Origin of the sequence: Treponema putidum (assembly GCF_024401155.1) — a bacterium.
Lineage (GTDB): Bacteria > Spirochaetota > Spirochaetia > Treponematales > Treponemataceae > Treponema_B > Treponema_B putidum.
In genome coordinates this window covers 811,801-836,563 of sequence record NZ_CP038804.1, presented here as the reverse complement: position 1 = coordinate 836,563, position 24,763 = coordinate 811,801, and the positions used below count along the sequence as shown (strand labels likewise).

The following is a 24,763-nucleotide window of genomic DNA, read 5'->3' as shown; positions in this document are numbered from 1 at the left end:
TGCGGCTCGTCCGCAATGTCAGGTTGAAGCGGGTGTTATATGTCTTACTCAACCTGTTTGTCTCAACCAATCTCTAATATTTACACCAATCCTTTCAATATCTTCTTGAGCTAAATTTCCACCATGCATAATGACATTACGAGATTTTTCTAATGCTAAAAGTAATTGTTTTACCCATTCTTGATTTCTTAATAATTCTTCAAATAATTCCCAATTAGAACAAATTATTGCTGACAAGTCACCAAAATCACAATAAAATATTTCAGATGAACCTCTCGATGCGTGCCATTTTATTTTCCTTTCTTCTTCTTTTCGTGCAGAGACTTTTTTTTGAATACTTTCACTAACATGCTTCCACCAATCCAAATGATATTTTTCATCCATAGCTTTTACAACCATTTTCCGAATCATATTCTCAAAAGTATGGATAGCTTGATAAATAATACTCGTTTTGATTGATTGTTGAAGGAATTCTTGGTCAAGCATATCAAAAGATAAAGATTTTTTAATTTTAAATTCATCAAACTCTTCAATATCAACTACAGTCTTTGGATTTGCTTTCTTAAGACTTTCTTCTGCTAATATTCCTTTATACACAAATGAATAAAGCTTATCCATATTTTAACCTAAATGTTCTTTTAAGCTTTTAAAAATAGCATCATATACTGCTTGATCTTTTGTAGCCGGAAGAATGATATTTATATGATATTGCAAGGATCCAAGTGCTATTTCTTTTTTTTCTTGAGTATTTGGTAAAGGTCTTTCCGTTCGAATATTAGAGGTTTCAGTTGTATTATCTACCTTACACTCCTGTTTTGGCACTGTTTCAATAGAAAAATCACCAAGTTCACACAAAGAATTAAAAGTTGTCGCTATACGACCTATTACTTGATCAGTTTTTTTACCTGCATATAAAGAACGTAATTTATTTTTCACGTCTTCAATGGAAAGTTCATTAGCTCTAAGGTTTACAGCAAATAAATCAGAATATGCATCTCGAATACCTTCTGCAATAATTTTACTCGATTCATTTTTATCGAGAAACTTATAATACCGCTGTGTTGGTTTCCCATCTGTATCAATGAAACCAAGCTCTTTTAATACACCAATAATCATTCTGTCGTTTGTTGAAGTAAAACCTAGATTCTCCAAAAACTTATAAGATACCCTTTCTGGAGCTTGTGCGGCTTTGAATGATTCAAAATATTCAGAAATTGCACTTGGCTTTTGGGTATAACTATCAGGTAAACTCATAAATTCCCTCCATAATAATATCTACTTATCATTTCATCCGTAAGGAACATATAACTACCGCTTAACCTGCATTTGCGGCTCGTCCGCAATGTCAGCGTTGAAGCGGGTGTTAGATGAAATAAATTATTTAATAAGCATTCCAAAATATAATAAAAATAAATACACATCCCCATGCATTCTTTGTTATTGTTTTAACCATTAACATCCCATAAATAATAATAAAAATTGACAACATTTCTAAAATATCATTTACTGTAACACCTATTACACCATGCACCAGTATACATAATACGCCGCATGAAATAGCACCCCAGTTCACCCATACATTTTTGCTTGGATAACGCTCATTTATTTTATCACTAATGACAACATAGTTAAACCCTTCAAAAAAGCCCCACATTAACGACGTTATTAAAATTCCTATAACATTTACAGGAAATCCGCTTGCAATAATTTCATTTGTAGTCAATACCCGTCGGAATGGAAAATAGAGTATGTTCCCATCATTGTAATAGGTATAAATTATATTCGGTATAAAACATAATGCGCATAGGACTATTGATTTTAGTATATTGAGCCGATTAAGCCCATGTATTGAAAATTTTTCTTTTCTTAATAAGCTTATTATAGTTATTCCCAATCCCGCTACTCCAAATTGTAAAGATGCCGCTAGTAATAACCGTAGAAGAATATAAATTGATTTATCTTTTAGTATGGTACTAATTACTGATGAAAAACTGTTATATAAAATAATAACAAGCATTGTTGATATAAAAATGATCCATAAATCAATATCTAATTTTTTCTTTATTTCAGCTTTTGGCTTCATACTTCATAACTCCTGAATTGATAATGCGTGCGATAGCACGTCCATCTAACATTCCTTCGACCCTTCCTCACTATAGCATAAAAACCAATAATTTGCAATCTAAACTGCTGCAAAACAAAAAAAAACATCTTTCTACCATAAATACAAATCAGATAAATAGATGGTCGGCAGATTAGGCCTATCCTCACTAAACGGAGAAAAGAAAGATCACATCCTGTCGATAGGGCTTTGAATACCTAGTCCGCCGCGGTTTAGGACATGGGTGTAAACCATAGTAGTTTTAACATCGCTGTGGCCGAGAAGCTCTTGGATGGTGCGGATATCGTAGCCGGCTTCAAGCAGGTGCGTTGCAAATGAGTGGCGGAAAGTGTGACAGCCGATTGGTTTAGGGATACCTGACCTTAAAACCGCTTCATGCATGGTACGCTGAATAACCGAAGGATCGATATGATGCCACCCCTGCTCGCCGGTTTCTTTATTCCGCCATCGGCGTGCTTGGGGAAACACCCACTGCCATGCCCAAGTTTTGCCGGCATTGGGATATTTTTTTGCAAGAGCAAACGGAAGCGGCGCCGAACCGAAACCGTCCTTGCAGTCTGCCTCATGAATACGCCGGACATTTTCCAAATGTTTTTGAAGCGGAAATTTAAGCGAAACAGGCAGAACGGTCTTTCGCACCTTTTCCGCAGTGTACCGTAATTTCATTTGCAGAAAAATCTATATCCTGCACACGCAGACGGAGAGCTTCCATAAGCCGCATTCCGGTTCCGTAAAGCAAACGGATAAGAAGCCCGTAATCGTTTTCAGGCAAAAGAGAGAATATCTTTGCAGTTTCCTCACGGGTCATTACGGCAGGCAGCTTTTTAGGCTTTTTAGCACGGACTATATTTTCAGGAGTCTTTATAGGTAAGCCTAATATGTTTTTATATAGAAACAAAAGAGCCGCAAGAGCCTGATTTTGGCTTGAAGCGGCAGCCTTTTCCTTCACTGCAAGACGGCTCACAAAGGCATTTATTTCCGTATCGGAAAGAGTTTTAAGATTTTTATCCTCATGTTCTCGGATAAAGCGGCTTATCCAATAGCTGTAGGCCTCCATTGTACGCTTACTGTAGTGTTTGGCAGTGATAACTTCTTCCAACTTATTTAAAATACACTGAACATCGGTTGCAGTATGATTATTCCTTTCTCCAATAATTTCGGTATTCAAAGGATCGCTATCATTAAATTCATAATTTTTAAAGTCAAAGCAGGAATCAGCCCTGAAAAGTCTTTCATTATAAAGGTTGTTTAATAACATATCGCAAGAATTACGGTCGGCAGGTATAATCCAGAAACATCCGGCCGGTATCCAAGCCCTGTTAGGTACTTTTTTTATTGATTTCAGAATTTTGGAAAAATCATCTCCCTCAGCTTTAAAACGCACCGATAAACGCTCTTTTTCATAAGGCTTAATTTCAATAAACATAAAAACCTCCTTAAAAAAGCAGAATACACATTTTTTATGGCATAGCTTACCCATGGTCTATTATGATGATTAATGTTTCCATCTCAATAAACCTAAGTAAAAAATTATGCTCAAGCACTAACCTTCAATAGATTAACTGACTTAAAGCATAAAAACATTGTAAGAAAAAGCCAATCTTACATAGCCGAAACATACTATAAGCGGCAGTTTTCTTAATGTATAAGTCAATTATCGCACATTTTTATGGAATATGCAAGTATTTAAGATTTTTTGGAGATTAGAAGTTTTCGCTTACTTCCCATATAAAGCACTTTCTTTTATTGCTTTTATAATATTGGCATCTTCACAGGCTGCAATACATATCCCAATCTTTGCATAATACTTGAAAGTGTCTTGAATTTTACTGTCTCTGCATTGCCACTACGTAAATTCTGGATAGTGGTAGGAGAAACGTTCACTTCTTTTGCTAATTCTCTAACCGAAATATTTTCTTCTTCCATTTTTTCAATCATAAACTCTGAAATTAAAAATTCAGTGTAGCCTTTTTCAAACTCAGCTTTGAATTTTGAGTCTTGCATTAATCTGTCAAATGTTGTCATAGTAGATTTCTCCTTTTACACGCATTTCATAATCCATTCTGCACTTTTCAGCTTTATCTTTTCCGAACTTTTACCTTCTATTGTGAAATACCATTCTACAGTGAACTTTTCCCCTGTGTATAAAACGTATTCTTTTTTACCCATAATTAAATTGTAACAGTATATTGTTACAAAGTCAATCATTTTTTTATAAAACTTTCAAAAACTTTTTTATATTGATGATAATGTCCATAACATAAACATATCAAATGCCCAATCCGGCAAGAGGCGAGACGAGGACGCGAAGCGAATAAAAATTAACCAGTAAAACCAAGCCGTAAATAGAGGGTGCAGATACAAGGCGCGTGCAAAAAACACCCGCAGGCGTGCTTTGTGCACGTCGAGGACTGTTTTTTGCTAAGCAACGCAGTAGATGCCCCTCTATTTACGGCTTAGAAGGTGCCGCCGCCTAGGTGGAATGAAAGACTATACCTCACCTCACCCTTCGTCTTTGAGCTGGAACTTAATGGATAGCTAAAAGAAGGGCCGGTGCTCATACTGGCAAATTTATATATTTTCCAGTTGAGTGTGAGCTTTGAAAAACCTTCAAGTTCCGATATAGCAAATTGCTGAAAAAGGTTTAGGCTCAGTTTATCGGTACCTAGTTTATTTTGGCTTATATTAAGAGCTATATAGTGTTGGCCTATATTTCCCATAGCAAAAATATCACCTGAGGCAAGGACTGAAGGATGAGTGTAATTCTTATTTTTTATGTGCACAGCAGCCTTTGAAAGAATATCTTGAGCGGTATCCGTATTGGAGTACCCGAAGCCGTTATAAAAATATTGTAAAGCGATACCGGTATTGGTGTCGGCATTTGAATACGAAGCACCGAGGGTTGCCTGAAAAAAGGGCTTATTTTTTTCAGGATAAGGGCTCATATCGGCCTTATAATAGGTATAGTCGCTTCCCCAAGCAAAAACACCCTCGCCGAAAACTGCAACCTTTCCTGCAATGCTGCCTGAAACGGTAGTAATAAGACGGGGTGCTTTTTCGTATTTGTACCAGCCTCCAAATCCCAACTCCCAGTTGCCGACAACAAACTCGCCCTTTGCGGCTCCTGCCGTGTATTTGGGATCATAGCCGTCTTTGCCGTCACCCTGCCCCGGAGGCAATAGATAGAGCCAGATATTGTGCTGGGTTTTGGGAATTATTATATGGGTTCTTAAAGAAATCCCTCCTTCCCTATCAGCCGTAGGATCTTGAGGATCGATTCTTGAAATATTTATAACATCGGCAGGACTATAAAAATAACCGGTTCCCCATTTTACCGCATGTTTTCCAAAACGGAAAAAGGCAATGTTCTTAGCGGAAAAATCAGTGTAAAGCTCTTGGATTTTAATATTAGGCACACCTGAACTTTGAACAAAAGCAGACAAGCTTAAACCATTAGGGAACGGTTTATATATAGTATTGGGCGGAAAGGGTGGCGAGGGTAGAGGTATTGATATAGGAGGCAAAACAGCAATGCCGTTTCCTGAAATATTTTTTTCAAAGGGAAAGCCGAAAAGAAATTTTCCGTAAAGTTTTAAGTCTTCATTGGGACGGGCATCAAAAAAAAGGCTTCCGTTTAAGGTTGTGTTAAAGATTCCCTTTCCGTCTTTAAAAGATTTAAGGTAATCATTCTTCTTTGAATATGGGTCGGCCCAAGAATAATTTATTCCCATTGAAGAACTTAAACTTCCGCCTATTCTCAATTTTTTTGACTCAAGGCTAAGGTTTGCCTTTTCAAGATCAGCCTTAAACTTTAAATTACTCTTACTGTCAGAACCAGCTTCTTCGGCAGATATAAGGGTATCTTCATCTCCGCCGAAAAGATCATCTTCCAAATCGGAAGAGTTTTCTTGTGTAAACACAAAAAAGGGAAAAAACAGAACAAAAATAAAAATTACAATCTTTTTCATATTAGTTTATCTTCTCCAAATAAGCCTTTGTAAAAACAACATCATCAATGTTTGCAGTGCTGAAGTCTTGAAATATCTGCGTTGTTTTTTCTCCCTTGATAAGCTCATTTATATATATTTGCTGGACGGGAAGCAGCATACCTTCAAACTCTATATGTTTGGGTGTATAAGTAGTTCTCATGTGCTTTCCGCTTGCACCGTAACTTTCTGTTTTTAAAAGACGGGGTTTATCTTTTTGTACAAAGAATTTTTCTTGCGCATAAGCAGCATCCTTTTCGAGGGCCTTAGCAGTTACTATATAAACCTCATACTTACCAACTTTTCCTTCTTCAATTTTAAGAATTTCCCAAGCTTGCATAAATTCGGACTTTTTATTTACATCGGATATCTTTGTATCACTGTTTGCCAAATTTCTTTTAAGCGAAGAATGAGTAAACTGATGGGCAATAGGATCATAGAACCAAAGGTTTTCTTTTTCCTGTAAATAACCGTTTCCCTTATCAGCCTCAGGTGCCAACTGAATAAGAACGGTTTGGTCCTTAGTATCACGCCTAAAAAGTTTAAACTGAACAGCCTCTCTAGGCTGATTAGGTTTTTCTACCATCAGAGTGATGGTACAGGCAAAATCTTTTTTAAAATTTCCTCTTTCAAAAACTTTATCCATAATCTTATACATTTCCTCCATTGAAGGAACCTCGGCAAATACCGCAATGCTTACAAAAAAAGCAATGAGTATAATCAATAATTTTTTGTTAATAAAATATTTCATACATTCTCCCATAAAAACTTTTTGCAGCAAATATCAATTTGCGAAAAAAGTTTTTTCACGCAGTTTGTTTACAAACTGCATACAATAATGCGACGTTTGCCGATGAGGCAAACTCGGCAGATAAACAGTGAGGCACTATTTATGCCGAACTGTTTATCGAATCTCCCATAAAAACTTTTTGCAGCAAATATCAATTTGCGAAAAAAGTTTTTTCACGCAGTTTGTTTACAAACCGCATACAATAAGCGATATTTTGTGCAAAGCACAAAACTCGCCAGATAAACAGTGAGGCTGAATTTCTGCCGAACTGTTTATCGAATCTCCTATAAAAACTTATTTCCCCGACCTTAACGCTTCGGCAGGGACCATATTAGCGGCTCTCGACGCTGAACCTCTTACGGTAAGAAGGGTTAAACCCAACATTATCACAAACTTTAACAAAACTAAAAGAGATGATAAGTTCCATGTAAAGTATCCGTTTTTGGTAAAGACCGAAAAAGGTGAATCTACGGCAATCGGAATAAACGAGATAATCTGCATTACAAGAATAGCAAGGACAAAACCGCACACGGCTCCGAATAAGGATAAAAATGAAGCTTCTGCAAGAAAAAGACGCCTTATATGCTTTCTCATAACACCGCAAGAGCGCATAGTCCCGATCTCGCCTCTTCGCTCATATACAATAATTTTAAAGGTATTTGAAATACCTATCATCGTAATAACCAAAAGCACAATCAAAATACCGAAACTTATACCGTTTAAGGTATTCATAAAGGTAATAACCTGCGGAGCAAAATCGTAAAAAGTAGCTATGCCGAATTTGGTTCCCTGCCACTTTCCTTCTTCAAGCTGCTTAAATACATTGCTTGCAGGCTGTGAAGGGCTTATAGTTCGAGCAAGGTCCCTGCTTGTAACGGGATGCGTTTCTGCGATTTTTCTTTCAAGCTGTTGTGCATAAATTTCCTGCATATCGGGATTTTTTAAAAAAAGCGAATATACTTCTATACTGTCTTTTTCCATCTCTGCAATTTTTTGCAAATAATCAAAATTGATATAATTTGTGATTCCGGCGAATGAAGAGCGGTTTACTGCAATACCTTCTACTTGAAGTTCAATAACCGTAAGCTGGCCTTGAGAGGTCTTAGTTTCAAGCAAAATTATATCGTGCAAGTCTACATTTAAGGTTTTGGCTACCGATTCTGAAAGAAGAATTGCATTTTCTTTTTTCATAGCTTCCCAGCTTCCTTCCTTAAAAAGAATACTGTCATGTAAAATTTTTTCTTCATCGAATTTGCAGCCGTCAATTTGAGAGGTAACTTCTTTTCCTTCAAATATCAGCTTACCTGATGCACGACTTCTTTTTATGATGTATGTAGTTTCTATTCCTAATTCTTTTACGGTCTTTTCTATAAACTCAACATCGTTTTTGTCCATATAAATTTGAGCAGGATCATCCGCCGACTTATCTGGAGCCTTTTTTGATCCTATTACATAGACATGGCCTCCTACGATTTTTGAAATTTCTCCGGCCATACTGTTTACGGCACCGGAAGTCATTCCGTCCATAAAGATAACGACAAAGAAAGCAAAGGCTATCGCAAAAACCAAAAGAATACTTCGCCTTTTTTGTCTGTTTAAATTTCTAAATGCTATTTTTAATATATTCATAATCCATTTCCTTATTTAACGGTTAATTGCTTCAAGAGGACTTATCTTTAAAGCAAGCCTTACCGGATACCAGTTTGCTGCAAGACCTGCTAAAAGCATTGCAGCCATTGTCCAAATAGCGGAACCCATCGAAATACTTACCCTAATCTGTTTTCCGCCGAACATAGCAGACAGAATATCTCCAACCCTGATGTCAAAAGCATTTACAACGGCTGCAGCGATAAGAGCAAATACCAAACCGATAAGAACACCTACGCAAGACATAAAAAAAGATTCCGCAAAAAATATCTTTCTTACAAAACCTTTTTTAGCTCCTATGGCCCTCATCGTTCCTATCTCGGAGCTTCTTTGCATAACGGCGACAACCAATGTATTCATTATGACGATTAAAACTACTACGGAAAGAATAGCCAGCATTGTAATAAAAAGAATTCTTGTTCCTTCTATTGCTCCATAATAGGTTGCCATTCCGCTTTCCCAACTCATAGCTTGAGCATTTATTCCTTCTTCCTTAAACCAATCATTTAAGGTTCTTATTACGCTTTGAGTTTTTGAAGAATCTTTAAGCTTTATTACGATATGATGCCAAGCTTCATTGTCGGCTAAGTTAAGCCGATCGCGCAGCTCCGTACTTCCTAAAAGATTTTCATAATCAATCTTTGCATTAGTGCTCTGCACAGTATCTATAATATCCGAGCCCGAATCATCTGAAAAAAGTTCATCTTCCGATTTGTCGGAAAGAGTTAAATCAACTGAATCGGGAATGGCAGCTACAGTCTTTGCCCCCATTGTCATATCGGCAAGTATACGGGTAGTATCTACATCAAAATAGGCTATACCGTCTATTGCCGTATCGGGGTGAGCATAATCGAAAAAACCAGTTACGATAACTTTTTGCTGCCTTGCCTTCCCTGCAAAGGCCGATACCAATATTTCATCTCCCAACTTTAATGGCCTGCCATAATACTTTTCAAACTTTTCTTTTAAATCACGGGGAATTAAAGCAAACTTCTCTGTTGAGGTTTTAGGGTATTCACCTTCATAAATATTAATCGTATCAAAAAGATTTTTATAACTTTCAGGCTCAATACCGAGAATCTGCGCATAAGGGATAGAATATCTATTTTCATCCTCTACCTCCCATGAATCGGGTAAATCAAGAGCCCTAAGCATACCGCTTTCAAAAACCGAATATGTAAGCCCCTTTACCTCAGGAAGGCTTTCAACCTTAGACTTAACTTTTTCAAAAGGGGTTAGATAAGGCATCTTAGGTACATCCATGCTGACACTTACCGTCTGAAAGATTCCCAAAAGCTGTACCCTTACAGTGTCTTTTTCAGACTTGCCCGTAATTAAAACGTCTCCCGAAAAATCGCTTATGCACACTTCTTCTGTTTGCTGCAATGAAAAATTTAAGATACCGAATCCTAGTATGACTAAAAACGTTCCTATTCCTATAAGTGACAAGGTAATAATCATCTTTGCTTTATTTGCAAAAAGATTTTTTACCGCCATTTTTAAAATTGTCTTATTCATAATAATTTTCCTAAGTTTAAGCTGAAGCCTTTACATCTTCGAGAATTTGACCGTCCAAAATCTTAATGCGGTGATTTGTCATATCTACGATCTTTGCATCATGTGTCGAAAAGATAAAGGTTGTTTTAAGCTCCCTGTTTACCTCTTTCATAAGCTCTAAAATTTGAATACCTGTTTTTGAATCAAGGTTAGCAGTAGGTTCATCGGCTAGAACTATTTGAGGTTTAGTAGCCAAAGCCCTTGCAATGGCAACCCTCTGCCTTTGACCGCCTGAAAGCTCGTTCGACTTATGGTTTCTCCATTCGCTCAAGCCTACTTTGTCGATTAAATAGTTAATCCATTCGGTTTGCTTTGCTTTACTCTCTTTTGCTTTACCGAACAAAAGAGGAAATTCTATGTTTTCATAAACATTTAAAACGGGTACAAGGTTAAAGGACTGAAAAATAAAGCCCAAATACTCATGCCGAAGTACGGTCATTTTTTTATCCAGTTTGTTGGGCACCTTAACCTTCTTATTTTGCTTTTTTAAAAGAGATGCAAAATCCGATTCCTTATAAATACTCTCATTGTTTATGATGAGCTCCCCGCCCGATGGCGTATCTATTAAACCTATCATATTAAGAATGGTTGACTTGCCCGAACCCGATGGCCCTGAAATCGAAACGAATTCGCCTTGTTCAATGGCAAAATCGATGCCTTTTACGGCTTCAACGAAAACCTTTCCCAAGGGATAGGTCTTTTTTAAGTTTTTAACTTGTACAATATTCATACAAAACCTCCAAAAAAAGTTGTACATAAATCTAAGGAAAACATTGAAAAGCTGAAGTTTTTCGATGTTCATAATATACTAAAAAATTAAAACAAGCATTTACGGTAGCTTACATTTTAATCTTTTGTCTTACATTTTTGTAAGCCTACATATTTTTTACCAGTTTTACCAGTGACAAAAGTCATATTTTAAACGGTAAATAGTCATTTATTTAATTTAACCGCAAAGATTGCAACCGGTATAACGAGTTATCTAGCTAGATAGCATACATAAATTCTAACTTTTGTCAATAAGGATTGAGAAAATTTTATACAATCTCTCCCAGATCCGGTTCCTCATCTATCTCATCGCTTACATACTTACCCGTTTTTTTGCGCTGTTTAACACAGAGGCTTAAAAGATATTCTATCTGTCCGTTTATAGAACGAAAATCGTCTTCAGCCCAAGAAGCAAGATCCTGATATAGTTTTGCAGATACCCGTAAGGGTATCTGTTTTTTCACATCCTTTTCCATCAATATAAGGAACCTGAATTTACTATGGGCTGAGCATCCTTATTTCCGCAAAGGACTACAAGGAGGTTAGACACCATGGCAGCCTTCCGCTCTTCATCGAGAATAACCTTTCCGCTTTCGTTTAACTTATCCAAGGCCATCTCGACCATACCTACGGCCCCGTCAACTATCATCTTTCGGGCATCGATAATTGCAGAAGCCTGCTGCCTTTGAAGCATTGTGGCAGCTATTTCTTGGGCATAGGCAAGATAGGTAATGCGGGCTTCAATAATCTCTATACCCGCTCCATTAACCTTAGACTGAATTTCACCTTTGATTCTATTTGCAACAATTTCGGAAGAACCTCTGAGCGAGCCCTCATCGGGAGTACCGTCCCCCGTTGTATCGACATTTTCTGCAATATCGTAAGGATAGATTTTAACTATATTTCTTAAAGCAACATCGCATTGCAAAGATAAAAATTCTTTGTAGTTGTCCACTGCAAAAACGGCCTTTGCAGTATCTACAACCCTCCAGAGTACGGCAATACCTATTTCTACGGGATTTCCAAGTCTGTCGTTTATCTTTTGCCGGTTATTGTTTAAAGTCATCTGCTTTAGAGAAATCTTTTTGTTCAATACAAAATCAAGACCTGTATTTTGAGCATATACCTTTTTGTTTACATCTCCGCTTTGGCGCAAAACAGTCTCTGCAGCAGGATTAACTGCAATAGAAAAAGGATTGACAAAATACATACCGCTCTTTTTTAGGGTTCCTGTGTACTTGCCGAAAAGGGTTAGAACGAGGGCTTCCTGCGGTTTTAAGATTTTAATACCGAAAAAACAGATAGCAACCGCTATAATCGTTAAAACAAGAGCCGCAATGCAGGGAAAACCTATATAAGCCGGAATTACATTCGAATCCATAAAATAGATACAGCAGGCCAAGGCCGGAAAGGCAGTAAGTTCGATAAGCATAAAAAGGCATAGCATCACAAACCCGTTTTTTGCTTTTAATTCTACTTCATTCATAAAATTCTCCCATATAAATTTCTTTTTGATATCACTATGATATCAAAAAGAAGAAAATTTGTCAAGAGGAAATTTTAAAAAAATTTATTTTTAAACATTAATGTAAATTTAAACTGAAAGGACAATTGAATATTTATTCTATCTGTACATTAGGCTGCCATCTACAAATTAACTACCATTTAACTTCATTTTCGGATAGGCAGACACCCAAAGCTGCGTTTTTACCCTTGCTATTTGTAAGTGTAAGAGGTTGAGAATTATCATTAACAAAGGCAAGTATTTTAAAAAGATCGGTATGAGCTTGTGTTACATTAATTGCTTTCATAATTTATCCCTCCTCGTTTAATATAACATTTTTATATACATCAAGAGAAAAAAGGGAATTTGCCGAAATTTTTAAGTCAAAAAGAGATTTTGTAAGACTTTCCTTTATTTTGCAGAAGAAAGCTGCAAATGCTTCTTGTTTTTCACACAATCAAGTAAATAGTAATTGATAATATTTTGATATGGCATTCCTGTCTCTTCGGACATATTCTTAAAATATTCAATTACAGTATCATCAAGTTTAATTGTTATCTGTTGTTTTGATAGTTTTCCAATATATGGATTTTTTGTTGCAGTTGAAAAATCATATTCTTCTCGCATTTTTGTTTCCTCCATATTGTTTCTTTTCATTAGTCGTTGCTTTTCTTGCAGAAATTATTCTTATAACCTCATCATTCACTCGGTAGCAATGACATACAACCAGTATTTTTGATTTATTACTTACTCCTAAAATAATAAATCTATCCTCTTCACTCGAATGGTCTGGATCTAATATTAAAACTGCATTGGGATCGTAAAAAACACTTTGAGCTTCTTCAAAAGAAACTTTATGCTTTTTAAAATTTATTTCTGCTTTTTCAAAATCCCATTCAAAGCTGATTTCCATAACTATATTATAATTATAATTTTTATATTTTGTCAATAAAAAAACGAATTTGAGCTAATATATTATGCACTTTATAAATTTCTCTTGATTTCGCAGTTACATCTATAAATTAACTATCATGTTTAATATACCATACATTTTTATATACATCAAGGCAAAAGAATTGTAAAAATTCTCTAATTTTTTTAACTTTTTGCTTGACAAACACTACATATAGTGTTAGAATAGCCGATATAAGGAATAGAACGCTAAATAACGGTTTATTCCGAAAACTGGGAGGAAAAAATGAGAGACATTGAAAAAGTCAATGCAGAAATTGAAGAGGTAAAAAAAGAACTTGAAAATGTTCATGGTACGGGAACTGAGGTTTATGCCAGAATTGTAGGCTACTACCGATCTGTCCGTAACTGGAACAAAGGAAAACGGGAAGAATATAACCACAGGCTTATGTTCTCTTCCGAAAACGAAAGGATTGAAAAAACTCTGTCCGGCTGTGATTGCCCGTCCATCAGCGGTTCCTTAAATTTTTCAAATTCGGAAAAACTTTCAGAAAAAAAAGAACAAATAGCCTAATGCTTGCAGGTTTACAAAAAACCACTTTAGTTAATTTTCCCCGCCGCGTCGCAGCGGCGGTTTTTTTGCCCGGCTGCAATATGCGATGCCCTTACTGCCACAATGCAGAGCTCGCCCTAGCCTCGCCTTCTTCCTTTACTGCAAATCAGGAAAGCTCCAATGAATATTATGAGCTTATCGATATCTATGCCTTTTTAGAAAGAAGAAAAGACCTTATTTCAGGGCTTGTTATTTCAGGGGGCGAACCTTTTATGTCCCCAGCCTTGTTCGAGCTAATCGAAAGAGCCAAATCCTTAAACCTTGCAGTCAAAATCGATACAAACGGCCTTTTTCCGGAACGCATAGAAGAGATTTTAAACTCTTCCAATCTTAAACCCGATATGATAGCCCTCGATGTAAAAACTTCGCCTGAAAGGTATGGAGAACTTTTAGCCTCAAAAACCGAGTTAGCTGCAGAAAGAGCAAAAACCGCCCTCTTAAAAACCATCGATATTCTAAAATCAAATACCGAAAAAATCGAAGTGGAATATAGAACGGTTCTAGCCCCCCCCATCGTATCCGAAGATGAAATAAAAAAAATAGCATCTCTCCTTCCTAAAAATGCAAGATGGAGGCTAGCCCAATTTGTACCGGGAGCCTGTTTAGACCCTCAGTGGAATTCAGTCGAGCCCTATCCGCTGTCTACTGCACAAAGCCTTACGGCCATTGCAAAAAGCTTTATCCCCAATACGGAATTACGCTGATAATAATTCGCAACTAGATTATTTTTATAAAAATTTAAAAAAAAATTTATATTTATACTTGACATAATATTATATTTTATATAATATATAAATATAAATAATATGTTAAGCAATATTATATAATATAAAATATAACAAGGAGGTTAACGGGATGATTTTTTCGATAAATACAGGCTTGCTTGAAGCCTGCGTTCTAGCCCTTTTAAAAGACTCGGATTCTTACGGCTACAAATTAACGCAGGATGTAAAAAGCCTTCTTCCAATATCGGAATCTACCTTATACCCTGTTCTAAAACGACTGCAAACAAGCGGATATTTGGAAACCTACGACCGGCCCATCGACGGGCGGAACCGTAAGTACTACAAAATAACGCCTGCGGGATTAAGGCAGCATGAACTTTACATTGGAGAATGGAAGTCCTATAAGGAACTAATAGACAAGATTTTTAAGGGAACAGCCCTTTAGGAGATTAAAGATGACAAAGGATCAATTTTTAACTGAACTTAATTCTTATCTTTCGGTTTTAAAACCTGAAGACAGAAAAAATACGATCGAGTTTTATGAAGAATACTTTGAAGATGCCGAAAACGAAGAAGCGGCAATTGAAGAACTCGGCTCACCTAAAAAACTTGCAGAGGAGATTATAGATTTTCATAAAACCTCATATAGGGGTGAAAACACTCAAGTCTCCCAGCAGTTTTCTACCGATGAAAACGTTGCGGAAATTATTTTAAACATAACGGCTGCAAAAGTTTTAATAAAAACTTCTCAAGAGGAAAAAATTGGGTATACTACTCAAAATATTGCGGATGATGATTTTTCGGCAAAAATTGAAAACGGAAAACTTATAATAAAAGAAAAGCCTGTTTTCTTTTTCAGCAAAAAAGGCTTTGCTTCCTTTTTGGAAAATTTTAATATAAACACCTCTTTTAATGCAGGCAAAAGAGAAATCGTCATAAACATTCCCAAAGATACTCATCTTGAAAAACTTGAATTTAATTCCCAGATGGGTTCTTTAAAAATAGAAGATGTAAATGTAGAAGTTATTGAAGGCTACACAACATGTGGAAATTTTGCAGTAATAAGCGGTTTACACGAAAAAATAGATTTTAATACTTCTGCAGGCTCTATAAATATAAGTGATGCGGATATTGAAACTATAAAACTTTCTTCTTCGGCAGGAGCTATAAAATTTGAAAACATAAAATCGGAAAACATTTCTGCATCAACAGGAGCCGGAACAATTGACTTTACAAAAACCGAAAGCTCTTACATTAAAGCAAATTCGGGAGCCGGAAACATAACGGGAAATGAATTAAAATCCGATAGAGGAAAATTCAATACGGGAGCGGGAACGAATAAATTCCAAAAATGCGATTTTAATGAAGCTATACTAAACACCGGAGCCGGAAGCATAATATTCCAAGGAAATCTGCACAGCTATGCTAAAATAAGTTCTGCCATAGGTTCGGTTGATCTTAATTTACCTGATAAAGTAGAAAATTATGATATAGAAATTTTTTCTAAACAAGGCAGTGCAAAACTAAACGGAGAAAATGTAGAAGGAAAAGGAGAAAGGTTTAACCTCGGAAGCAAAACTTCAGATACCAATATAAAGATAAGCACTACTTTCGGAAAAATTAAAATAACCACTCAGGAAGGAGAATAAAATGAAAAGAAGAGAGTTTATTGAAGAGCTTGAAGACAGGCTGCGGCACCTGCCCTACAAGGATAGAAAAGAAGCAATTAAATTCTATGAAGAATATTTTGATGAAGCAGGAAGTGAAAATGAGCAAACGGTAATAGATGAGCTTAGAAGCCCTGCCCACATTGCTTCAAAGATTCTTTCGGACTATGCAGTAAAAGAAGCCGAAGGCGCAAGAAAGTCGGCAAGGGGAGGTTTAAGAGCCTTATGGTTTACAATCCTCGGAATCTTTGCAGCTCCGATTGCAATACCCTTGGCTGTAATTCTTACCGTAGTAATAGTTCTTCTATGCGTAGGACTTTGCGTTGCCTCTATTGCCCTTGTTTTCGGCGGCGGTATATTGGCAATATTCGCATTCGGTATGCTTTTTGTAGACTTCGGTACGGGCATTCTTTTAATAGGAGCTATTTTAATAGCCATAGGTTTTACCAGACTTTTATACCTTTTTGTTACTGCGATTATAAGAAAAATATCGCAGCTGGTAAAAAAAATTTAATTTATGGAGGGGCGATAAATAGCTCGGCAGAAATTCTGCCTCACTATTTATCTTCGAGTTTTGTGCTTCGCACAAAACATACTTTATGGAGGGAAAAATGTTAATTGCTTTTTTAATTATTGTTTTTGTTTTCGGGATTATTGCTGCAGTCTTCGGGATTGTAGGGGGAATTTTAGCTCTTGCTTTTAAACTGGTCTTTTGGCTGATACCGGTTTTATTTGCAGGTGCAATCGTTCTGGGTATTCCGGCTTTAATAATACTTGCGATTATTAAATTATTAAGATAATCGATAAACGGTTCACACAAAACATCATTAAGGGGATTTATATGAATAAAATAGGAAAGACAATTTTAATTATTCTTTTGGGACTTATGCTTATCGGCATAGGTTATAGTTTAGGCGGAAGATTTTTTTATAGATCTAAGCGTAGAATTCGTGAACGGAATTTTGTTGACAGAACGTATAATAAAATTATGTCGGCGGCCGAGAGTATGGAAGACGGCATAGAAGATATGGAAAACGACCTAGAATCTTGGGGGAATGATATGGACGAGTATTTTGGAGATGAGTACGAAAAGGCTGAAACAATCAGCTTGGATGGAATTAAGAATTTTTTTCTTAAATCGGAAATTGCAGAAGTCATAATAGAAATAAACAATAAAGATGATGAACTCTATTATAACATTGAGCGCATTAATCCCAAGTATTTTGATGTAGAAAAAAAAGGGGACACAATCAGTTTTGAAGACAACATTCCTTCAAAGTTTTTTAATAATCTTGGTTTTAATTTTAAAAACAATTCTCCTAAAATATATATCAGCCTGCCTCGGAATATCGTATTTAATAATTTTGAAATAAAAAGCGGAGTCGGAGGATTCTATATCCGTGATATAAATGTAGAAAAATTTAACCTTGCAGCCGGAGTCGGGAAAGTAAATATTTATGATGTAAAGGTTTTAAAAGATGTCAATATCAGAGCCGGAGTCGGAGCAGTAAACTTTAAGGATTCAAAAGTAAACAATATGGATATAAAATCCGGTGTCGGCTCATTTAGCTTTTCAGGTACGGCCCTGGGTAAGACCTCAATCAAGGGAGGAATAGGTTCAGTAGATATTAAAATAGATGGAGCCGAAAAGGATTATGATTTTGATGTAAGCGCAGGTTTAGGAGAGGTAAGAATAAACGGTAAAAAATCAAAAACCTTTTTAGCCGATAGGCAAAAAAGCGGTTCAATCGCCCAAAATTCAATTACCGTCAAAGGCGGAATAGGTTCGGTAAGAATCAGGTTTAAGGATTAAATCGGTTTAAAGATTAAAAAAATAGATAAGTAAGTAGTTTTGCTTCTGCAAAACTACTTAAAAAAATTATGGAGGAGAGTATGTCAAAGAAAATTCTTTCGATATTGTGTTTAATTTTTATGGGATTATGCTGCATATTGGCAGGTATAATGCTCGGCGGAAATTTTGATTTTTCAAAACAGAAACCTTTTAATAAAACATTTCGAACTCAGGTAAACAAAGAATGGGAAGATCATGTTATACAAAAAGAATTCGATACAAAGGAAGTAAAAAACCTTGAACTTGAAAATATATTAACGGCAGCAGATCTTTATACTCAATCCTCCCTTGAAAAAATCATAATAAAAGTAAAAGGTTTACCTGAAAATGCTATCGACATAAATTTAAAAGATAAAACTTTAAAAATAAATGAAAAAGATATATGGAACATAACATCTTCCGGTAATGACGATAGAGATAAATTCATTATTTCAAATATTGAGATGCTTATACCCGAAAAATTTATTTTTAATTTGATGCTTATTAAGAACAAAAAGGATATTAAATGCGAAGATATTGAAGCGGATAATTTAAAGATAAGAGGGGATTTTGGAAATGTCGATATTGAAAAATGCCGGTTTAAGGAAGCGAATATTGAATCAAACACCAATATCAATTTTATTTCAGCAATAACTGAAAGTTTTTCAATTAAAAGCAAATATGGAAATATTAAAATCGGTCTTGAAGATTCTCCAAAAATAAAACAATCTTTTGTAAGTTCCGAATACGGTAATATAGAAATTGAAGATATGCAAACAATAGATTTTAATGGAGAAAGCGGTTACGGAAGTTTCGATATAACAAAAAGCAATTTTGAAAATATAAAAATTAAAAGCGGAGGAAACTTTAAACTAAAAGGCAAGGTCAAAAATACTTTGAATGTTTCATGTGAATATGGAAACATTGATATTGATCTTGAAGAAAGCAATAGTATTCAAAATTGTGTTTTGGAAACCGAATATGGAAACATTACAGGTAAAAATTTTAAAACTGAAGTTTTTACAGCGGACTTGGAATACGGCAATTTTTTGACTTTAAATTGTGAATATAATAATGCAAAAATAGACTGCGGCGGTAATATACAAATTGACGGCAAACTCGGCGGACATAGTTCATTTGTTTCACATAGAGGAAACATAAATATAAATCTTGAAAGCGATATAAACAATTATGACATATCCGCTTCTACCGGCACTCAGGGAAACATTAGGGTCAATAACTTAAAAACAATATCAAAATACTCGGCAAAGGCAAAATCGGAAAATTCGTACAAAATTACTGCCCGCTCCGATCTGGGAAATATAAATATTACAGGCAGTGTAGAATAAATATTTTTAAAAATAGCACACATATACATCCATACATCAAAACTATGGCAGAGATAGACTTTTGAACCTCTAAAAAGCTGAATTTTTTAGAGGTTCGCAATTTCTTCAGCAGAAAGTCCTGTAACCTGTGTAATTTTAAGGATTGAATCTCCCAAATGTTTTAACAACTTTGCCGTTTCAAGTTTATTCTCATAAAAACCGCGTTCAATTCCTTCAGCAAATGCTATTTCACGCTCTTCAGCACGCTGTACAGCTATATCTGTTTCATAATCATATTCGGTTAATAACATATTCAATACCTCCTTCGTTTTGCGTTTTAAATAATCCTGCAAAATATTATTTGTTATACATTCTTCAATTGCCTTTTGAAAACCGTCTATAGGATCTATCTCCTTCCATTTTCTTACCGTTTCCACAAATATACTGTATTCATACATTGCTTGGCAGTTTTTCAATATAGGATGACGATTTTGCTGATTTATATTTATTACTTTAACGGTCAATTCAAGATTAGGATGCTCACTTTTTTCTATAAAAGCATCTGAGAGTTTAAGAGTCTTATCACATGGAAAAGGGGCTTCCCCATTGTAAAAGACATAAAACTCAGGTCGTGGAATATTTAATAGTTTACGGCTATATTTTTCCTTTGATTCAAAAATAGTTTCATACAGGCGGCTGATGTATTCGAGGCAACGAAGAGGCATATTCGGGTTTATAGTGGATTGGTGCTCTGCAAGAACTATGATTTTATTGTCAACAAGATAAGACACATCATTATAAAATGACATATATAGAACCTGATCAAGTCTTATGTTTTTTAACTGCTCTGTATCTTTAAGTTTCGTACCATGTAGAGCATTATAAAGCGATAAAAAGTTTTCTTTTGCCTTTTCATCTTCACTGAAAAGGTCAACGAATACTGAATCTTTATATTTTCTATTTAAAGTACTCATAACAACCCCTTAGATAATTTTATTATATCATATATTAAAGGATTTTAAAAGCCATAGCAACACTATAAAACTATTGTTTTTTCAGCTCAAAGCGACGATGGAGCGTCTAAAAAGTTCTTTCTCGTTTTTAAGAGGATCGGAACCTGCGGCCTTCATTTCTTCGGCTATTTTTTCGACTTGGATTATTACGGATTTTCTTTCAAAGCCCATTTCGGTTAAGGCCGTAACGATGTCTTCGTATTCGGAAGAAACGGATGTTTGCCCTTTTGAGGAAACTTCGTTTAAGTTGGTAAGTTTTCCTTTTAAGGCAAGAATCATTTTTTGAGCAGTCTTTTTACCTACTCCGGGAGCCTTTTGGAGGGTATCAAGGTCACCCTCCTCCAAGGCTTTTTCAAGTGAAGAGGAATTGAGCCCCGACATTATCTTTAAGGCTTGACGCGGCCCCACCCCCTCAACCTTTGTAAGATCCAAAAACAAGGAGCGTTCTGCCTGGTTGGGAAACCCAAAGAGGCGCATCTGGTCTTCTCTGTGATAAAGCCATGTATAAACCTTGACTTCTTTTCCGATAGAACCTAAGGCATCGAGGGTCAAGGCCGAAACAAAGATTTCCCACTCAATACCTGAATTTTCAACATAGACGGAATCGGCGGTTTTGCCGCTTAGAATACCCGAGATACTGTTAAACATAAGCTTGTGCCTCCCCTACATCTCCTAAATTTATTTTTGTAATGGCAGCAGCCAAGGCATCGGCCGCATGATCAGGCCTAGGAATTTCCTTTAAACCTAAAATCAATTTTACGGCTTCCTGCACCTGCCTTTTTTCAGCTTGAGCAATACCCGTTACGGCTTTTTTTATCGAATTGGGAGCATACTCTCCTACCCTCACCCCCCCTTGAGCCAAAGCCAGAAGAACCACTCCGCGGGCTTCCGAAACGGACATTGCACTCGTCGCATTTTTTGCAAAATATAAGGTTTCTATTCCCGCCTCCTTAGGCCTGTATTTTTCAATAAGTTCCGAAACCCTATCAAAAATTTTTAATAATCTTTCCCCTTGGAGTAAATGAGGCTCGGTACTTATTGAGCCGTATTCTATACACTCAAAGCGGTTATTTGAAAAACTTATAATTCCATAGCCCGTATTTGCCAAGCCCGGATCAATCCCTATAACGCAGGGGCAGAATTTTTTTTTATCGGAAGCTGCTTTTAAAATACCCATTTAAAATTCCTTAAAGCCCTGTTTAGACTTTCTCAAACCCTCTCCGAAAGGAGGGGCTCGGGATAAAGTTCTTTTATCGTTTCCTTTTGAGAAAGAGCCGAATCGGAAGCCAAGACTACGGAAGAAAGGGAATCCCGTTGAACCGATAATTTTTTTGCACAATTACGCAAATCCTCAGCCGTAGTTTCCAGCATCTTTTCAACGACTTCTTTTTTTTCGGAATATGAAATACCCGAAAGAAGATCCCTAAAGGCTGCCGCTCCCCGCCCTGCAGGAGTCATCGGGATAATCTCCTTGCTGTATCTTCCCGTAATAAGCTTTTCTATCATCTCTTCAGAAAAATCTTGAGTAAATGTTTCATCTATCGAGTTTAAAAATTCAAAAAGAGAATTTATCGGGTTAGGATCCCTGTAGGAAACAAAGGCTAAAATTTCTTCTAAGGACATAGGAACGGTAAAGGCTCCGTAGGCACCTCCTATACTTCTTATCTTTTCCCACATCGGGCCGCTTGAAAGCCATTTACAAAGGATTAACTGTGAGGCTTGCTTCTTTGAACCGAAAGCTGCCGCCTTAAAAACCGAAACTGCAAAACCTACCTGAAGCGAAGCCGGAATAAGCTCCAACCTCTTTTTTTCAGAAGGCTTAAATTTAAAAGGATTTTCAAAGACAATCTTATCTTTTCCATCGGGAGCCTTAAAGCCTTTTAAGTTTTTTTCAAAAGCAGTTTTTAAAGCAGCCAGATTTTCTTTTGTGCCGGTAACTTCAATAATCAAACCTGATTTTATAATCGATTTATATACGGCACTTAATTTGTTTGATAATTTATTCAATTCTAAATCAGCTTTTTCGGAGTCGGCTTTTTTAGAATTATCTTCCTTAACTTTTAAATAAAGCTCCCTCAAAAATTTAAGCTGACTTAATCCCGAAAGCATCTCCCTCCGTGCATTTTTTTCGGACAGGGGTGCACTAGCCCTAAGAAGAGCGAGGCTGTTTCCGTCAAGGGCGAGGAGGCTTTCAAAATCATTTTTCCTCTGGGTTACCAAATCGTTTAAGCGTTTTTTGTCGTCAAAAGAAATTTCGTTTAAAAACTGCAAGACAAAGCAGACAGCCTCAGGAATCAATTCGCCGAGTATCTTCCCCGAAACAAAAAGCCAATCCCTTCCGGCTATATCGGAGAGCCTTATCTTATCCGCATTTTTACATAAAGAAAGATTTTTATTTGCCGTAAAAACACCGGCACTTGCCGAAAAGCCTCCAAGTAAATTTGCAAGCCTGGAAGAAACCTCGCTCCATACAAGGTTTTCGGTTCCCATGCCTGTAAGACAACTTGAAAGAAGGGGCAGATATTTATAATCTTCTTCGCTTAAACCGTCTACAGGAAAGGCTAATTGAAAATAACCTATCCCGTTTGTAGGCTGCTCATGCATAACAAGGGGAACCTTTCCGATAAAGGCGATTTCTTCATCTATCGGAGGCGGAAGCGGAGGCAGGTCTTTCTTTGAAAGATGGGGAATAAGAGCGAGCTTTTCAGGGGAATCGCTTTTTTGTTTAAACTCGTTCATCTTCTCCTGCTCTTTAAGCATTGCCCTGCGAGCTTCCTCAGTTAAACTTGCATTAAAATTTTCAGCCCTTTTTTCCAGACTTTCGTCCAAGCGTTTACAAAAATCCGCATCGGGGTAAACTCTTACAAGGGCATGATGTTTATTCTTTATTAAATACTTTTCAATCAGTTTTTCGATGTATCTTTTATCTGAGGCAAGGTCTTTTTTTACCTTTTCAAAAACAGGAGTATATTGAAGAGTTTTTTCGGGACTTACCCCGTATGTCCAGCCTGCCATAGCACGCTCCATCAGGTTAATACCGAATGGCCCGTAGTTTCTTCTTATTTCTCTGTTGCTAAAATCTATAGAATGAACGGCCGTTTCAATCTCCTTAGGGTCGATTCCTTTTTTTACAAGCTCTTCAAGAGCATTAAAGACCAGTTTTTTAAAATCATTATGCGTTCCCTTTTTAATTCCCTTCATTCCTATTGTGAGGGTGATGTTTCTAAGGCTCTTTCCTATGCCGTTATAAGGATAAAGGTCTTCCCCTATTCCCGATTCCAATAAAACCTTATTTAGGTATGCTCCGCTGTGCCCGATTAAAACCTCTCCTATAAGATAGGCCTGCATAAGTTTTTCGGTATCCGAAGTTTCGGGGAGAAGCCAGTTAAGCATTACGGAATCCTTAGTCATCTCCTCGGCGGAAGCAGTATCACCTGCCTGAGCAGAGCCGCCGGCGGGGGCCGGTACCGAAAAGAAACGGGGCTCTGTGTATGGCTCAATCTGCGGCACAAAGGGAGGCTTTTCGGCAGCTTCAAACTTAGAAAGAAATTTTTCTTCTAAAAATTTCATCTGCTTTTCGGTCGGAATATTTCCCATTAAAAAAATTCGGCAGTTTACCGGATGATAATATTTTTTGTGAAAGGCCTTGTATTCTTCATAAGTTAAATCGGGAATCTCCAAGGGAGAGCCGCCCGAATCCTTGGCATAGATGCTTCCTTGACAAATAGAAGCAGCTGCCCAATCATACATTACCCCGTCAAAATCGGAATAATTAGCCCTCATCTCGTTTAAGACAACTCCCTGAACGCTCATCTTTCCGTTTTCGTCCAGCTCAAAGCGGTGTCCTTCCTGCTTAAAAGCCCATTCGTCAAGATTGGGAAAGAAGACAGCATCCCCGTAAACCGACATAAGATTAAAGTAATCGGCCTCAACCAAGGAGCTTGCAGGATAAACTGTCTTATCGGGATAGGTCATGGCATTTAAAAAGGTATTAACGCTCTGCTTTGCCAAAACCATAAAGGGGTCTTTAAGCGGATAGTTTTTAGAGCCGCATAAAACCGTGTGCTCGATAATGTGAGCTACCCCCGTCGAATTGGGAGAGCTCGTCATAAAATTATATGAAAAAAGATTTTCATCGTCATCGTTTAAAATATGATAAAGTTCAAGCCCTGTCTTTTTATGCCTTGCATAAATGCCTACGGCATTAAATTCGGGTAAGGGATTTTTGCTTATAATTTCAAAGCCGTGAATAAGGTCGCTCATAAGGTCTTCCTAAGTTAGATTAAATTTAAGCCTTCTA

Annotated in this window: 26 protein-coding genes and 1 pseudogene; 8 read left to right on the top strand and 19 right to left on the bottom strand. The window is 36.6% G+C overall.

Going from position 1 to position 24,763, the window contains the following annotated elements:
• Nucleotides 1-48 precede the first annotated feature (48 nt).
• The 15 genes and pseudogenes from E4N74_RS03940 to E4N74_RS03870 all read right to left on the bottom strand — a co-directional run bounded on the left by E4N74_RS03940 (nt 49) and on the right by E4N74_RS03870 (nt 13,287).
• Nucleotides 49-618 carry a Swt1 family HEPN domain-containing protein gene (locus tag E4N74_RS03940; protein ID WP_255818989.1) on the bottom strand — a complete coding sequence of 190 codons (570 nt, stop codon included), beginning with the start codon at nt 616-618 and terminating at the stop codon, nt 49-51.
• A 3-nt stretch (nt 619-621) separates the two neighbouring features.
• Entirely contained in the window at nt 622-1,254 is a 633-nt protein-coding gene (locus tag E4N74_RS03935; RefSeq protein WP_049992340.1) for a DUF5343 domain-containing protein, read from the bottom strand.
• A 127-nt stretch (nt 1,255-1,381) separates the two neighbouring features.
• Entirely contained in the window at nt 1,382-2,083 is a 702-nt protein-coding gene (locus E4N74_RS03930; RefSeq protein ID WP_255818988.1) for a hypothetical protein, read from the bottom strand.
• A gap of 207 nt (nt 2,084-2,290) precedes the next feature.
• Nucleotides 2,291-3,548, bottom strand: a pseudogene (locus tag E4N74_RS03925) (integron integrase).
• Nucleotides 3,549-3,874: 326 nt separating this feature from the next.
• On the bottom strand, nt 3,875-4,147 hold the full coding sequence (locus E4N74_RS03920; RefSeq protein ID WP_255818987.1) for a helix-turn-helix domain-containing protein: 273 nt from the start codon (nt 4,145-4,147) through the stop codon (nt 3,875-3,877).
• A 431-nt stretch (nt 4,148-4,578) separates the two neighbouring features.
• Nucleotides 4,579-6,090 (bottom strand): hypothetical protein, encoded by a 1,512-nt coding sequence (locus E4N74_RS03915; protein WP_255818986.1) that lies wholly within the window; start codon nt 6,088-6,090, stop codon nt 4,579-4,581.
• 1 nt (nt 6,091) lies between these two features.
• A complete protein-coding gene (locus E4N74_RS03910) occupies nt 6,092-6,859 on the bottom strand; it encodes an outer membrane lipoprotein-sorting protein (RefSeq protein ID WP_044979155.1) in 768 nt (255 codons plus the stop codon).
• Between the two features lie 333 nt (nt 6,860-7,192).
• A complete protein-coding gene (locus E4N74_RS03905) occupies nt 7,193-8,527 on the bottom strand; it encodes an ABC transporter permease (RefSeq protein ID WP_255818985.1) in 1,335 nt (444 codons plus the stop codon).
• A 15-nt stretch (nt 8,528-8,542) separates the two neighbouring features.
• Nucleotides 8,543-10,063, bottom strand: a complete 1,521-nt coding sequence (locus tag E4N74_RS03900; RefSeq protein ID WP_255818984.1) for an ABC transporter permease — start codon at nt 10,061-10,063, stop codon at nt 8,543-8,545.
• A 16-nt stretch (nt 10,064-10,079) separates the two neighbouring features.
• Nucleotides 10,080-10,832: an ABC transporter ATP-binding protein gene (locus E4N74_RS03895; RefSeq protein WP_044979152.1), complete on the bottom strand. Its 753-nt coding sequence runs from the start codon at nt 10,830-10,832 to the stop codon at nt 10,080-10,082.
• Between the two features lie 307 nt (nt 10,833-11,139).
• Nucleotides 11,140-11,346: a type II toxin-antitoxin system antitoxin gene (locus E4N74_RS03890; protein ID WP_044979151.1), complete on the bottom strand. Its 207-nt coding sequence runs from the start codon at nt 11,344-11,346 to the stop codon at nt 11,140-11,142.
• Nucleotides 11,346-12,356: an SPFH domain-containing protein gene (locus E4N74_RS03885; protein ID WP_044979150.1), complete on the bottom strand. Its 1,011-nt coding sequence runs from the start codon at nt 12,354-12,356 to the stop codon at nt 11,346-11,348. The genes E4N74_RS03890 and E4N74_RS03885 overlap by 1 nt, the downstream gene beginning before the upstream one ends.
• Before the next feature lie 172 nt (nt 12,357-12,528).
• Complete coding sequence (locus tag E4N74_RS03880; protein WP_255806238.1) at nt 12,529-12,681, bottom strand: hypothetical protein; 153 nt, start codon at nt 12,679-12,681, stop codon at nt 12,529-12,531.
• A gap of 104 nt (nt 12,682-12,785) precedes the next feature.
• Complete coding sequence (locus tag E4N74_RS03875; RefSeq protein WP_044979149.1) at nt 12,786-13,001, bottom strand: BrnA antitoxin family protein; 216 nt, start codon at nt 12,999-13,001, stop codon at nt 12,786-12,788.
• On the bottom strand, nt 12,985-13,287 hold the full coding sequence (locus E4N74_RS03870; RefSeq protein ID WP_255806237.1) for a BrnT family toxin: 303 nt from the start codon (nt 13,285-13,287) through the stop codon (nt 12,985-12,987). The genes E4N74_RS03875 and E4N74_RS03870 overlap by 17 nt, the downstream gene beginning before the upstream one ends.
• 285 nt (nt 13,288-13,572) lie before the next feature.
• Here E4N74_RS03870 and nrdD point away from each other — a divergent pair, with 285 nt between their 5' ends.
• From nrdD to E4N74_RS03830, 8 genes are all read left to right on the top strand, one after another.
• A complete protein-coding gene (gene nrdD, locus E4N74_RS03865) occupies nt 13,573-13,860 on the top strand; it encodes an anaerobic ribonucleoside-triphosphate reductase (RefSeq protein ID WP_044979147.1) in 288 nt (95 codons plus the stop codon).
• Nucleotides 13,860-14,603, top strand: coding sequence for an anaerobic ribonucleoside-triphosphate reductase activating protein (locus E4N74_RS03860; protein WP_255818982.1), 744 nt, complete (start codon nt 13,860-13,862; stop codon nt 14,601-14,603). Before nrdD ends, E4N74_RS03860 begins: the two co-directional genes overlap by 1 nt.
• Nucleotides 14,604-14,754: 151 nt before the next feature.
• Nucleotides 14,755-15,069 (top strand): PadR family transcriptional regulator, encoded by a 315-nt coding sequence (locus E4N74_RS03855; RefSeq protein WP_002675067.1) that lies wholly within the window; start codon nt 14,755-14,757, stop codon nt 15,067-15,069.
• Between the two features lie 10 nt (nt 15,070-15,079).
• A complete protein-coding gene (locus E4N74_RS03850) occupies nt 15,080-16,273 on the top strand; it encodes a DUF4097 family beta strand repeat-containing protein (protein ID WP_255818981.1) in 1,194 nt (397 codons plus the stop codon).
• 1 nt (nt 16,274) lies between these two features.
• On the top strand, nt 16,275-16,805 hold the full coding sequence (locus E4N74_RS03845; RefSeq protein WP_255818980.1) for a DUF1700 domain-containing protein: 531 nt from the start codon (nt 16,275-16,277) through the stop codon (nt 16,803-16,805).
• 97 nt (nt 16,806-16,902) lie between these two features.
• Nucleotides 16,903-17,091 (top strand): hypothetical protein, encoded by a 189-nt coding sequence (locus tag E4N74_RS03840; protein WP_002675061.1) that lies wholly within the window; start codon nt 16,903-16,905, stop codon nt 17,089-17,091.
• 41 nt (nt 17,092-17,132) lie between these two features.
• Nucleotides 17,133-18,104 carry a DUF4097 family beta strand repeat-containing protein gene (locus E4N74_RS03835; protein ID WP_255818979.1) on the top strand — a complete coding sequence of 324 codons (972 nt, stop codon included), beginning with the start codon at nt 17,133-17,135 and terminating at the stop codon, nt 18,102-18,104.
• Nucleotides 18,105-18,184: 80 nt separating this feature from the next.
• Nucleotides 18,185-19,471 (top strand): DUF4097 family beta strand repeat-containing protein, encoded by a 1,287-nt coding sequence (locus E4N74_RS03830; RefSeq protein ID WP_255818977.1) that lies wholly within the window; start codon nt 18,185-18,187, stop codon nt 19,469-19,471.
• An 86-nt stretch (nt 19,472-19,557) separates the two neighbouring features.
• On the opposite strand, the gene E4N74_RS03825 is transcribed toward E4N74_RS03830, so the two are convergent.
• The 4 genes from E4N74_RS03825 to E4N74_RS03810 form a co-directional block, all read right to left on the bottom strand.
• On the bottom strand, nt 19,558-20,424 hold the full coding sequence (locus tag E4N74_RS03825; RefSeq protein ID WP_255806230.1) for an RpnC/YadD family protein: 867 nt from the start codon (nt 20,422-20,424) through the stop codon (nt 19,558-19,560).
• Nucleotides 20,425-20,505: 81 nt separating this feature from the next.
• The gene (ruvA, locus tag E4N74_RS03820) at nt 20,506-21,111 is read right to left on the bottom strand and encodes a Holliday junction branch migration protein RuvA (protein ID WP_044979138.1); all 606 of its coding nucleotides are present in this window, start codon (nt 21,109-21,111) and stop codon (nt 20,506-20,508) included.
• Entirely contained in the window at nt 21,104-21,640 is a 537-nt protein-coding gene (gene ruvC, locus E4N74_RS03815) for a crossover junction endodeoxyribonuclease RuvC (protein ID WP_044979137.1), read from the bottom strand. The genes ruvA and ruvC overlap by 8 nt, the downstream gene beginning before the upstream one ends.
• 32 nt (nt 21,641-21,672) lie before the next feature.
• Nucleotides 21,673-24,726, bottom strand: coding sequence for an insulinase family protein (locus tag E4N74_RS03810; protein ID WP_255818976.1), 3,054 nt, complete (start codon nt 24,724-24,726; stop codon nt 21,673-21,675).
• Nucleotides 24,727-24,763 lie beyond the last annotated feature (37 nt).

Excerpts from the sequence above, each read along its gene's own strand:
- E4N74_RS03940 (WP_255818989.1), bottom strand. The coding sequence starts at position 618 with ATGGATAAGCTTTATTCATTTGTGTATAAAGGAATATTAGCAGAAGAA.
- E4N74_RS03935 (WP_049992340.1), bottom strand. The coding sequence starts at position 1,254 with ATGAGTTTACCTGATAGTTATACCCAAAAGCCAAGTGCAATTTCTGAA.
- E4N74_RS03930 (WP_255818988.1), bottom strand. The coding sequence starts at position 2,083 with ATGAAGCCAAAAGCTGAAATAAAGAAAAAATTAGATATTGATTTATGG.
- E4N74_RS03920 (WP_255818987.1), bottom strand. The coding sequence starts at position 4,147 with ATGACAACATTTGACAGATTAATGCAAGACTCAAAATTCAAAGCTGAG.
- E4N74_RS03915 (WP_255818986.1), bottom strand. The coding sequence starts at position 6,090 with ATGAAAAAGATTGTAATTTTTATTTTTGTTCTGTTTTTTCCCTTTTTT.
- E4N74_RS03910 (WP_044979155.1), bottom strand. The coding sequence starts at position 6,859 with ATGAAATATTTTATTAACAAAAAATTATTGATTATACTCATTGCTTTT.
- E4N74_RS03905 (WP_255818985.1), bottom strand. The coding sequence starts at position 8,527 with ATGAATATATTAAAAATAGCATTTAGAAATTTAAACAGACAAAAAAGG.
- E4N74_RS03900 (WP_255818984.1), bottom strand. The coding sequence starts at position 10,063 with ATGAATAAGACAATTTTAAAAATGGCGGTAAAAAATCTTTTTGCAAAT.
- E4N74_RS03895 (WP_044979152.1), bottom strand. The coding sequence starts at position 10,832 with ATGAATATTGTACAAGTTAAAAACTTAAAAAAGACCTATCCCTTGGGA.
- E4N74_RS03890 (WP_044979151.1), bottom strand. The coding sequence starts at position 11,346 with ATGGAAAAGGATGTGAAAAAACAGATACCCTTACGGGTATCTGCAAAA.
- E4N74_RS03885 (WP_044979150.1), bottom strand. The coding sequence starts at position 12,356 with ATGAATGAAGTAGAATTAAAAGCAAAAAACGGGTTTGTGATGCTATGC.
- E4N74_RS03880 (WP_255806238.1), bottom strand. The coding sequence starts at position 12,681 with ATGAAAGCAATTAATGTAACACAAGCTCATACCGATCTTTTTAAAATA.
- E4N74_RS03875 (WP_044979149.1), bottom strand. The coding sequence starts at position 13,001 with ATGCGAGAAGAATATGATTTTTCAACTGCAACAAAAAATCCATATATT.
- E4N74_RS03870 (WP_255806237.1), bottom strand. The coding sequence starts at position 13,287 with ATGGAAATCAGCTTTGAATGGGATTTTGAAAAAGCAGAAATAAATTTT.
- nrdD (WP_044979147.1), top strand. The coding sequence starts at position 13,573 with ATGAGAGACATTGAAAAAGTCAATGCAGAAATTGAAGAGGTAAAAAAA.
- E4N74_RS03860 (WP_255818982.1), top strand. The coding sequence starts at position 13,860 with ATGCTTGCAGGTTTACAAAAAACCACTTTAGTTAATTTTCCCCGCCGC.
- E4N74_RS03855 (WP_002675067.1), top strand. The coding sequence starts at position 14,755 with ATGATTTTTTCGATAAATACAGGCTTGCTTGAAGCCTGCGTTCTAGCC.
- E4N74_RS03850 (WP_255818981.1), top strand. The coding sequence starts at position 15,080 with ATGACAAAGGATCAATTTTTAACTGAACTTAATTCTTATCTTTCGGTT.
- E4N74_RS03845 (WP_255818980.1), top strand. The coding sequence starts at position 16,275 with ATGAAAAGAAGAGAGTTTATTGAAGAGCTTGAAGACAGGCTGCGGCAC.
- E4N74_RS03840 (WP_002675061.1), top strand. The coding sequence starts at position 16,903 with ATGTTAATTGCTTTTTTAATTATTGTTTTTGTTTTCGGGATTATTGCT.
- E4N74_RS03835 (WP_255818979.1), top strand. The coding sequence starts at position 17,133 with ATGAATAAAATAGGAAAGACAATTTTAATTATTCTTTTGGGACTTATG.
- E4N74_RS03830 (WP_255818977.1), top strand. The coding sequence starts at position 18,185 with ATGTCAAAGAAAATTCTTTCGATATTGTGTTTAATTTTTATGGGATTA.
- E4N74_RS03825 (WP_255806230.1), bottom strand. The coding sequence starts at position 20,424 with ATGAGTACTTTAAATAGAAAATATAAAGATTCAGTATTCGTTGACCTT.
- ruvA (WP_044979138.1), bottom strand. The coding sequence starts at position 21,111 with ATGTTTAACAGTATCTCGGGTATTCTAAGCGGCAAAACCGCCGATTCC.
- ruvC (WP_044979137.1), bottom strand. The coding sequence starts at position 21,640 with ATGGGTATTTTAAAAGCAGCTTCCGATAAAAAAAAATTCTGCCCCTGC.
- E4N74_RS03810 (WP_255818976.1), bottom strand. The coding sequence starts at position 24,726 with ATGAGCGACCTTATTCACGGCTTTGAAATTATAAGCAAAAATCCCTTA.